Source organism: Acetobacter orleanensis (genome assembly GCF_001581005.1).
GTDB lineage: Bacteria > Pseudomonadota > Alphaproteobacteria > Acetobacterales > Acetobacteraceae > Acetobacter > Acetobacter orleanensis.
On record NZ_LHZV01000048.1, the window covers coordinates 43,415 to 53,407 of the forward strand.

10 protein-coding genes are annotated in these 9,993 nt (G+C 59.0%); all 10 read right to left on the reverse strand.

Annotated elements, in window-relative coordinates:
• Positions 1–61: 61 nt before the first annotated feature.
• A complete protein-coding gene (gene murA, locus AD949_RS03040; RefSeq protein ID WP_048837033.1) occupies positions 62–1,324 on the reverse strand; it encodes a UDP-N-acetylglucosamine 1-carboxyvinyltransferase in 1,263 nt (420 codons plus the stop codon).
• Between the two features lie 4 nt (positions 1,325–1,328).
• A complete protein-coding gene (gene dcd, locus AD949_RS03045) occupies positions 1,329–1,883 on the reverse strand; it encodes a dCTP deaminase (RefSeq protein ID WP_025828186.1) in 555 nt (184 codons plus the stop codon).
• Positions 1,874–2,152 (reverse strand): hypothetical protein, encoded by a 279-nt coding sequence (locus tag AD949_RS03050; RefSeq protein WP_096430558.1) that lies wholly within the window; start codon positions 2,150–2,152, stop codon positions 1,874–1,876. The genes dcd and AD949_RS03050 overlap by 10 nt, the downstream gene beginning before the upstream one ends.
• A gap of 153 nt (positions 2,153–2,305) precedes the next feature.
• Entirely contained in the window at positions 2,306–4,033 is a 1,728-nt protein-coding gene (locus AD949_RS03055) for a carbohydrate porin (protein WP_082064907.1), read from the reverse strand.
• Between the two features lie 82 nt (positions 4,034–4,115).
• A complete protein-coding gene (locus AD949_RS03060) occupies positions 4,116–4,325 on the reverse strand; it encodes a hypothetical protein (RefSeq protein WP_061504622.1) in 210 nt (69 codons plus the stop codon).
• Positions 4,326–4,509: 184 nt separating this feature from the next.
• The gene (hpnK, locus tag AD949_RS03065) at positions 4,510–5,361 is read right to left on the reverse strand and encodes a hopanoid biosynthesis-associated protein HpnK (protein ID WP_048837032.1); all 852 of its coding nucleotides are present in this window, start codon (positions 5,359–5,361) and stop codon (positions 4,510–4,512) included.
• 57 nt (positions 5,362–5,418) lie between these two features.
• Positions 5,419–6,843, reverse strand: coding sequence for a hopanoid biosynthesis associated radical SAM protein HpnJ (gene hpnJ / locus AD949_RS03070; protein ID WP_048837031.1), 1,425 nt, complete (start codon positions 6,841–6,843; stop codon positions 5,419–5,421).
• 91 nt (positions 6,844–6,934) lie between these two features.
• Positions 6,935–8,104, reverse strand: coding sequence for a bacteriohopanetetrol glucosamine biosynthesis glycosyltransferase HpnI (gene hpnI / locus AD949_RS03075; protein WP_048837030.1), 1,170 nt, complete (start codon positions 8,102–8,104; stop codon positions 6,935–6,937).
• A gap of 73 nt (positions 8,105–8,177) precedes the next feature.
• Entirely contained in the window at positions 8,178–8,837 is a 660-nt protein-coding gene (locus AD949_RS03080; protein ID WP_244463473.1) for an ABC transporter substrate-binding protein, read from the reverse strand.
• On the reverse strand, positions 8,834–9,993 hold a 1,160-nt coding region (locus AD949_RS03085; RefSeq protein WP_282955669.1), incomplete at its 5' end, for a transketolase C-terminal domain-containing protein. The genes AD949_RS03085 and AD949_RS03080, both read right to left, overlap by 4 nt.

Below are 9,993 nucleotides of genomic sequence, written 5' to 3' on the forward strand. Positions count from 1 at the left end.
TATGATGAGGTTTCATAAAGCGGGCGCGAGGCGACACGCAGAGCATAGCCTCGCGAAAAAACTAGTCTTTTACGCGCTCAATCTGGGCACCACAGGCGGCAAGCTTGCGTTCTACCGCTTCATAGCCCCGGTCCAGATGATAGACACGGCTGAGGATGGTTTCCCCATGGGCGGCGAGCCCTGCCAGAATCAGGGAGAAAGAGGCCCGCAGGTCGGTCGCCATAACCGGGGCGCCAGACAGGCTATGCACACCGCGAATAATGGCGGATGAGCCGTGGACGTTAATGCGCGCACCCATCCGATTAAGTTCCGGCACATGCATGAAACGGTTTTCAAAAATGGTTTCCGTAATCATGGACGCGCCTTCGGCGACAGAGAGCAGCGCCATGAACTGTGCCTGCATATCGGTCGGGAAACCCGGATAAGGTTCCGTCATAATATCAATGCCACGCAGCGCGCCGGTACGCCGGACGCGCATCACGTCACCTTCCTGCGTGACTTCCACGCCGGCTTCCTCAAAAGCTCGGACCACAGCGCCCAGATGGTCCACGTTGCCGCCAATAAGGCGGAGGTCACCGCCGGTAATGGCTGCGGCACAGGCATAGGTGCCGCATTCAATACGGTCGGACATGATGCGATGTTCAGCCCCGTGCAGAGCTTCTACGCCATCAATAATAATATGGCCGGTGCCTGCGCCGGTAATGCGCGCGCCCATGGCGTTCAGGCAGTCTGCCAGATCCACCATTTCTGGCTCACGCGCTGCGTTGACAATTTCCGTGCGGCCATGCGCCAGTGTGGCGGCCATCATCAGGTTTTCGGTGGCCCCCACGGAGGCAAACGGCAGCACAATTCGGTCCCCTGTCAGGCCGTTGGGTGCGCGGGCGTTGATGTAGCCGTTTTCCAGCGTGATTTTGGCCCCAAGCGTTTCCAGCCCTTTCAGGTGGAGGTCAACCGGGCGGGTGCCAATGGCGCAACCGCCGGGTAGGGAGACACGCGCCTCCCGGCAGCGGGCCAGCAGCGGGCCGAGCACCAGAATGGAGGCCCGCATTTTGGAGACGATATCGTAAGGCGCTTCCGTGCTGGTAATTTCACCCCCAACGGACAGCTTTGTCTTATCCCCCCCCACGGTTTCCACCGTCAGGCCGTGCTGGCGCAACAGGGACTCCATGGTGGCAATATCGGCAATATGCGGCACGTTGGTCAGCACCAGCCGCTCGGAAGTGAGGAGCCCTGCAACCAGCAGTTTCAGCCCGGCGTTTTTCGCGCCACCAATGGTGATCTCACCATGCAGGGGGCGACCGCCCCGAATAATAAACCGGTCCATGCGCTTACATCCGCGGCGTGGCAACGCCACGCTGGCCCATATATTTGCCAGCGCGGTCTGCGTAGCTGGTCTCACACGGGGTTTCCCCCTTAAAGAACAGGAACTGGCAGATGCCTTCATTGGCATAAATGCGGGCAGGCAGCGGGGTGGTGTTGCTGATCTCGATGGTGACCTGTCCCTCCCATTCCGGTTCCAGCGGTGTCACGTTTACAATAATGCCGCACCGCGCATAGGTGGATTTGCCAAGGCAGACCACCAGCACATCCCGCGGGATGCGGAAATATTCAATGGTGTGAGCCAGCACAAAGCTGTTGGGCGGAATAATGCATTCATCCGCTTTGCGGGACACAAATCCATCGGGGCTGAAGTTCTTGGGGTCCACAATGGCATTGTTCACATCCGTAAAAATACGGAAGTCATCGGCCACGCGGGCATCATACCCGTAGGAGGACAGGCCGTAGGAAATCACGCCTTCCCGTTTCTGGGATTCCACAAACGGTTCGATCATGCCGTGATCCTGCGCCATACGGCGGATCCATGTATCGGGCATCACTGGCATGGTGGCATATCTCCGTAATCCGCGTCGTGCTGAGCGGATGAGGTCTGTCGGGCCGCGCGTTCATCCGGCCCGGAAGGTGAAGGAAAGGCGTCCGGCTGGCTGAGGGTGGCCTCGGCTTCCATCTCTTCTCTGCTGCGCGCCTGCTGTTTGCGTTTGCGCAGGTTGGCCCGCAGGGCTGCCGCTTGACGGGCCGCACGCTCTGCACGCGCCGTTTCCGCTTTGGGAGACAGTCGGGTACCGGACGAGGAGGAAGAAGGCGTATCAGTCATGCCATAATCGCAGAAATGAACGTTCGTCCTGCTGAGTAGCAGAGCGATGCTGCTATGCCTAGGGTCCCGCCCCGGCATTCCCGGCACAAACCGTATTTCCGGCCGGATGCTGCCTGCCGCAGGTCAGCATCCGGCGAGGGTCTTGGTTAGAACTTAGAGGTTGGCGATTAGCTTCAGCCCCGCAATGACGGCGTTGGGGATGCGGTGCGTCTCGCCGGGGTGGATCATGTACTGAAACTCCGGCTGGATCAGAATGCCGGGGAAGGCATCAATGCCGTAATAGGCCTCAATGATATGAGAATTGTTCTGCACCCCATGAACGCTGGACCCCAGCGGCAGGCCGGCATCCTGCGCCATCTGCTGACTGAGCCGCCGCCGCTGGCTGACATGATACCAAGAGTAAAGCACACCAAACCGGTCTGTCACGCGGCCGGGGATCATACCGACCATGGAAAAGCCGCCGTAAGCCTGATCGGAAATGTTCGCAACGTGCGGCGTGGTATGGACGTACCCTGCCATCAGGTAGCCACCGGCCATCATGTTACGGCCACCCAGACGATACACCATCTGGTCGGCTTCCACCCACATCATGTCCGCCGGGGCGGAACGGGTACCGGGCAGAAGGTCGGCCCGCTTTTTGGGGTAGACCGAGCTGATTTTGTCCGCGTAGCGCGTTGTGTCATGCGCAAAACCCAGCACGTAGTGGCCCGGTAGACGGTTGCGCGTGAGAAAGGGCTGCCAAGTGAATTCGATGGGCAGAGAAAGCCCGGTCGTGTTTTCAGCACCCCATGACCAGCCGCTGGGGTTGTCCGTCAGCGCACTGACGGAATAGGCGCCCACCTGCACAGCCGTATCACGCGTAGGCCGGAAGCGTAGACGCCCACCCCATGTGGCTTTTGGGTAAACGCTCATGGCCGGATTCTGCTTGAGGCCGACAGGGGCTGAGCAGGTCACAATAAAGGAGCAGAGTAGCGGAGACGTTGCATAAACGTGGGTAAGCGACATGCGGCCGAAAATAAGGTCCAGCTTATTCTGCATCATTTTCTTTTCGGCGTAGAAATCCACCAGATGCGCTGCAACGTTGCCGGACAGGCTATAAACTTCCTGCAACGCAACATAATATTCGCCCACGCGCCCGTTCTGGAGGGCTTTGCCCGCGCGTTCCATCACCAGCATATGCACGGACCAGCCATTCAGATTGGCCATTTTCTGAAGGTCAAAAATGCCCTGCAATGTCAGTTCATGCACATAGCTCATGCCTTTTTTCAGGCCGCCGCTTATCAGCCCCATGGCTTCTCCCTTGTAGGAGAAGGAGAAAGTGAAGCCGCGCTTGCGCAGCCATTCCCGCATAGGGTCAATGGGCTTGAGCAGGTGCCCGGCACCAGCCGTGGGCACGTAGTACGGGTCATTCAGGTCCGTATCGCGCAGCGCGTCGAGCCGGGGTGGGAGCAGGGCGGACGGGCCTTCTGACGGTAAAAGCGAATCCAGCTCAATCTGATGGTGGGATTTCTTGTCTTCCGACGGCATCAGCGGCGTGAAGTCCATGGTCGCAAAGCCGGATGAGGGGAGTACCGGCACGCCGCTTGGCGGGATGGGGGTGTTGGGTGGCCGCCGAATGGCGGACGGGTCCGGCCCCATGGTCTCGGCATCAAGCGGACGGGCGGACATGGCCGGGTTGGCCCGCGCCTTGCTGCTTGGGCTGATGATGGTATCCGAAACGGGCGATACGGGGGTTTGCGCGGCCAGCGGCGGCGCAGCATACGCCACCCCGGCTGAGCCGATTTTGAGTGCCAGAACGGCCGCCAGAGCGGACGCAAAACAGAAGCGAGCACGCAGTGAAGCACGGCGCGCCGCAGAGCAGCGTGGTGTTACAGAGATCATATCCGCATTCAGTCTTTTTGATTTTTATGAGGGATATGGTCCAAATGGCAGCGGCCATTCGGGCATACAGGTGTGGGGCGGGTTATGGCCTGTTTGTGGCCACATGTCCGGTAAACACCCGGAGGCGTGCTCCAGTGCCATACCGCCGCCAGAACTGGCAGCTAGCAAATACCGCAGTCAACCCGGCCGGTGCGCGGGTAGAATGAGGAAGCAGGTCTTCAATCCGTTCTTCCCGGAGGGCAGCAGAGTGCGCTGTCAGGCAGAACGAATGCGGGAAGAGGCATTCTGACATGATAAAGAGACCGTTTCTTATTGTTATTTAACTGGTCAGTCAGAATTACAATCAGAAAGCAGGGGGGCGGTCAACGCGATCTACAAGCCATGACAGTGTCTTGAGTAGAGAAGACTGTTAAATTGCTAAAGTTGTGATAAATATACCATGTTATAACAAGTTGCTATAACAAAATGAATGGTTTTTAAGCAGGAAGAACGTCCTGCCAGCCGCAGCGTGCGGTATGGGAATGCTCTAAACCCGTGCGGAATTCACTGGAACACAGGGCTTCAAATTCAGCCTCATGCTCATAAGTTGGCATCAGCTTTTGCAGCAAAGCATTCTTGTGCGTAGCGGGATGGAAATAGATTTCTGAAACACCGTCTGGCAGATGTGCTGCCAGTGCCGCCACGCGGTCAGGTGTCATATGCCCACTCCATGCCAGACCAAAGCACCAGTCATTGGCCGCCATGCCAGCGGCACGGGCCTGATGGCGCAAAAGGCGCGTCCAGCGGCGAAGGGCGGCGTCACCCAGCGTATCGGTGTAGGTTCCGGCGGCGTAGAGCGGTTCTGGGGGTTCAAGCGGAACACGCACGGCGCGCAGCCCATAGCGGCGGCCAATCTCAATCATCATACCGCCCACGGTGGGGTGCAGGTGCATGTGTTTATGGGCGTTGGCGTGGTCCAGCCGTAGGCCAGTGCGGGCAAAGGCGTCAAACTGTGCGGTGATTTCCGCTGCCAGTTCCTTGCGGCCTTCCGGGCGGAAGAAATAGTCCACCCCCAGCCCAAGCTGGGAGGAGGAAAACCAGCCGTCAGGTCCAGTGACCAGCGGCAGTCGCTTGTGCGGCAGGACAGATGCGCCCTCAATGACCACAAGATGCAGACCAACGCCTAATGTTGGCAGGCGTCTGGCGCGTTCAATCGCATCCTCTGCCGCAGGTCCCGCCACCATCAGGCTGGCTGTGGACAGTAGGCCATCACGGTGAGCAATCTCAATGGCCTCGTTAACTTCAACCGAAAGGCCGAAATCATCGGCGGAAATGATGGCGCGTTTCATACTGTGAAAAACTCTGCCCCCGCCCAGCAAGACCGGGCGGGGGCATTATGCAGGAAATCAGGCAGCGTTACGGTCACGCAGGAAGTGGAAGAATTCCACACCTTCGCGCAGGCGGCGCTTCATCATCTGCGGGGAGCGGACCATTTCGCTCACGATGGAGGCAATCTTCGGCGCGCGGAAGTAGAACTTCTTGTAGAATTCTTCCACGCTGTTGAAGATTTCCGTGTGGGACAGATGCGGGTAGTGCAGCGGTGCCATCTGCACACCGTTTTCATCAATCAGTTCCGCATTGCTTTCATCCAGCCAGCCGTTTTCTGTAGCCTGCTTGTGCAGGGCTGTGCCGGGATACGGGGCAGCCAGAGAAACCTGAAGCGTATGCGGGTTGATTTCCTTGGCGAACTTGATGGTTTCCTGAATGGTTTCCTTCGTTTCGCCCGGCAGACCCAGAATGAAGGTGCCGTGAATCTTGATGCCAAGATCATGGCAGTTCTTGGTGAACTCACGCGCGACTTCAACGCGCATACCCTTCTTGATGTTGTGCAGGATCTGCTGGTTGCCGCTTTCGTAGCCAACCAGCAGCAGGCGCAGGCCGTTTTCACGCAGGACTTTCAGGGTTTCCAGCGGTACGTTGGCTTTGGCGTTGCAGGACCATGTGACCCCCAGCTTGCCCAGTTCCCGCGCAATGGCTTCCGCACGCGGCAGGTCATCAGTGAAGGTATCATCGTCAAAGAAGAACTCTTTAACCTGCGGGAAATATTGCTGCGCCAGACGGATTTCCGCCGCCACATGCTGCGGGCTGCGTGTACGGTAGCGGTGGCCCCCCACAGTCTGCGGCCACAGGCAGAAGGTGCAGCGGGATTTACAGCCACGGCCCGTATAGATGGAAATGTACGGGTGCATCAGGTAGCCGATGAAGTAATCTTCAATCTTCAAGTCGCGCTTGTACACTTCGGTCACGAAGGGCAGGCTGTCCATGTCTTCAATCATGGCGCGATCACGGTTGGCGATAATCTCGCCCGCCTCGTTACGCCATGTAATCCCATCGACATCTTTCCAGTCGCGGCCTTCAGCGATTTCCTTGATGGTGAAGTCGAATTCGTTACGCGCCACGAAATCAACCGGAGCGCCCTTCAGCAGGCTTTCTTCCGGCTGCACGGCAACCTTCGCACCCACCATCCCGATTTTCAGCTTCGGGTTGGCGTCTTTCAGCATCTGGGCGACCTGCACATCCTTGGCGAAGGACGGCGTGGAAGTGTGAATGATCACCAGATCACGGTTTTTCACATCCTCAAGAATCGGCTCCATGCCCATGCGGGCCGGAGGAGCGTCAATCAGGCGGCTGCCTTCCACCATGGCGGCGGGCTGGGCCAGCCATGTCGGGTACCAGAATGACTTGATTTCGCGCTTGGCCTGATAGCGCGAACCAGCTCCACCATCGAAGCCATCAAAAGACGGAGGCTGGAGAAAGAGGGTTCTCATCATTGTTCTGTGTCCTGACAGGGCGTGTGATCTGAATTTATCAGAAGAATATGGGGAGGCATTTACTCTTGCGGAAGAGGTGAGACAACCCGTCTCAGCCTTCCGGAGATAATTGACTGGCTTGCGGAGGCCCTACGGGGTGCGGCGAAACATGCATAGTCTGCCCCCGCCAGTCCACCCGTGTGCCGCTGGCGCTGCCGACCATAATGGCGGCGGACAGCCAGTCCCGCGCGGGCAGCAGCAGGAGCGGCCAGAGCAGGCGGGACCCTACGGCGCGGTTGATAATCAGCCCGGTCAGAATACGGAGCCCCCACACGCAGGCAAACAGCACAAGCGGCCACAGAGCGTGGGGCTGGAACAGAATCGCCAGCGTTGCCCAGAACAGCGGGAGCTGGATTGCGGACGCGCCATACCCGGCCGGGGCGAGTGTACACACGGTCCGGCCCCACCGCAGTTCGTGGGAGAGCAGGTCCGCAAAGCTGGGCTCGCCAATGGTGGTCCATGTCAGGCAGTCGGCAATGGTAATATCTTTGCCCAACTGGCGGACCAACCGCCCCAGCAGGGCATCATCCGCCACATGGGGTAGCAGAGCTTCAAGCCCGCCAACAGCTTCCAGCACATCCCGCCGCAGGGCCATGGTTGCCCCCAGACAATCCTGCCGCCCCAGATAACGGGAGAGCAGAACACCGGGCAGGAAGTTATGGTTGATCTGGCAGGCCGCCAGCATCTGCACAACGGTATTATGGGCAGGCAGGCCCGCGTAAAGCGTTGTCACCAGCCCGGTATTGGGTTTGTGCAGGGCGCTGACGATATGCCGCATATAATCGGGGCTGACATGAATATCAGAATCGGAAATGACAAGCAGATCATGCCGCGCAAACGGCAGGATGTTCATCAGATTGCTGATCTTGCGGTTCAACCCATGCACGGCCGGATTCACCACCAACTGCATATCAAGGTGCGGGTGGCGGGCTTGCAGGCGCTTAACAATATCTATGGCGGGGTCATCATGGTCCCGCACGCCAAAGAGAATCTGAATTTGAGGATAGTCCTGCGTGCAGAAGCTTTCCAGAGCTTCTTCCAGTAACGGCTCATCACCATAAAGCGGTTTGAGAACGGTTACGGGGGGCAGGGTTTTGAGAGGAACAGGGCGGCGTTCATTGCGCCGGAAGCGCGTCAGCAAACCTGCCCCGGCAATGGACTGAAGGCAGCCCGCTGCTGCCAGACCACTGCTGGCCAGCGCCAGAATGGAAAAAGCGGACATTACAAACCAGCCGCTATGCGGCCCATAACCGGGCAGTTTGTATGTCCGCTACGCATCACGCTCTTTATCCTGCTCAGTCGTTAGAGAACGTTTTGACTTTGCGTTCCAGAACATTGATCAGGCCCGCAACGCCACCGGAGGCCAGCGTGGAGCTGAAATCCGAACGCTGGGCGGCAGCCTGACTGATGCGGGAATCGCCCAGCAGCACATCCACAATTTTCCAGCCGGAGGGTGTGCTGTGCATGATGTAGCTCAGCGGGGTGCCGGGCATGCTATCATCCGCTCCGATGAAGGTATTCACGATCTTGTTACCACCAACAGGAGAGTTTTCAAGACCCGGCTTCATGGTGAATCGGGCGTCAGTCCCCGGTTTGAAGCTGGAAACATACCGCGCAATGGTGAAGTCCCGGAAGGCAGCCAGCAGCTTGGCTTTGTCCGCCGGAGCAAGGGACTGATAGCGCACGCCAACGGAGGCATGCAGCACGGCGTCCAGATCATAGGCCTGATCAACACCGGCACCGACAATCTGGCTGCGTTCCGCAAAGCTGCTGTGGGAATGCTGGGCTTTATCAAGTGCGGCATAGAGTGCCTGCACAGGTGCGCTTTCCGCAGTGGCCGGGGCCGACTGCGCCTGTGCAGCGGGAACAAACGGGGCAACGCCCGCAGCGGGAAGCAGTGTCATGCCCAGACCGAGCACAAGCCCTGCGCGAAGAGAAATCGTTTTCATGCTCATGATTTTGTTCCCGTAGCACAGTTTGGCAAGTTCATTGAGAGCATGTCTCCGATGCCCAGCGCGCTGAGAGCGGTTTTGACGATGAAGGGGGCGGTGAGGCCGGCCTGCTCGTACTGAGCCTCCTGCGTGTTATGGTCAATGAAGATGTCAGGCAGGGTCATCGGGCGGAAGCGCACATGGTCCAGCAGGCCGGTATTGGCCAGATGCTGGCCAACCTGCGCGCCAAACCCGCCAACAGAGCCTTCTTCTAGCGTAATCAGCACCGCATGGTTGCGGGCCAGATTTTCCACCAGAGCCGTATCGATTGGCTTGGCGAAGCGGGCATCCGCTACAGTCGGGGCCAGCCCTTGGGCGGCCAGCATGTCCGCCGCCTTCAGGGCTTCCGCCAGACGCGGACCGAGCGAGAGGATGGCAATGCCTCCCTTCTCCGCCCCGGCCTGACGGCCCATTTCCCGGACAATCCGGCCCTTACCGATTTCCAGAACCTGCCCTTCCGCGGGCAGATCCAGCCCAAGGCCGTTACCGCGCGGGTAGCGCAGGGCAATCGGGCCTTCATCAAACTCGGCGGCGGTGGCTGTCATGTGCAGCAGTTCGACCTCGTCAGACGGTGCCATGATGCTGATGCCCGGCAGGCAGCCCAGATAGGCGATGTCAAAGGAGCCTGCATGCGTCGCGCCATCCGCCCCTACCAGACCGGCGCGATCAATGGCGAAGCGGACGGGCAGCTTTTGCAGCACCACGTCATGCATCACCTGATCATAGGCGCGCTGGAGGAAGGAGGAGTAAATGGCGCAGAACGGACGCAGCCCTTCCGTGGCCATGCCCGCAGCGAAGGTCACGGCATGCTGCTCGGCAATGCCGACGTCAAAAAAGCGGTCGGGATAGTTCTTGGCAAAAGCATCCAGCCCGGTGCCGGACGGCATGGCGGCGGTGATCGCCGTAATTTTGTTATCCGTAGCAGCCCGGCGCACCAGTTCCTTTGCGAACACGGACGTATAGGACGGCGGGCCAGCGGGACCCTTTTTCTGCTCACCCGTGACGACATTGAACTTGGCGACCGCGTGATATTTATCCCCTGCTTTTTCCGCCGGGTTATAGCCGTGACCCTTCTTGGTCATCACATGCAGCAGGATGGGGCCGTTATCCGTATCGCGCA